Raw genomic sequence first — 329 nt, 5'->3', positions numbered from 1 at the left:
GAGTCATCCCTGACCCCTTGAGGGTCCTAAAGGGCCGTTGGAGACCACAACGTTGATAGGTGGGGTGTGTAAGCGTAGCGATACGTTGAGCTAACCCATACTAATTACCCGTGAGGCTTAACCATACAACACCCAAGAAGTGTTCTAAGGCTTGTAGCAAATACGAACGAATTACTTACATCAGCTTTCTCAGATTGAAGATTTTGCCTGGCGGCAATAGCGCAGTGGAACCACCTGACCCCATGCCGAACTCAGAAGTGAAACGCTGTAGCGCCGATGGTAGTGTGGCATTCGCCATGCGAGAGTAGGACACTGCCAGGCACCCAATT

At 50.8% G+C, this 329-nt stretch carries 2 rRNA genes; both read left to right on the top strand.

Annotated elements, in window-relative coordinates:
• Nucleotides 1–125: ribosomal RNA gene (locus MUW49_RS17970) — 23S ribosomal RNA — on the top strand; the annotation flags it as partial.
• Between the two features lie 81 nt (nt 126–206).
• A 5S ribosomal RNA gene (rrf, locus tag MUW49_RS17965) occupies nt 207–321 on the top strand.
• Nucleotides 322–329 lie beyond the last annotated feature (8 nt).

The sequence above is a fragment of the Aeromonas sp. LsrichE-8G genome, from assembly GCF_022869435.1.
Taxonomy (GTDB): domain Bacteria; phylum Pseudomonadota; class Gammaproteobacteria; order Enterobacterales; family Aeromonadaceae; genus Aeromonas; species Aeromonas caviae.
Note: the sequence above shows the minus strand (reverse complement) of the source record. Positions and strands in the feature narration are given on the sequence as shown.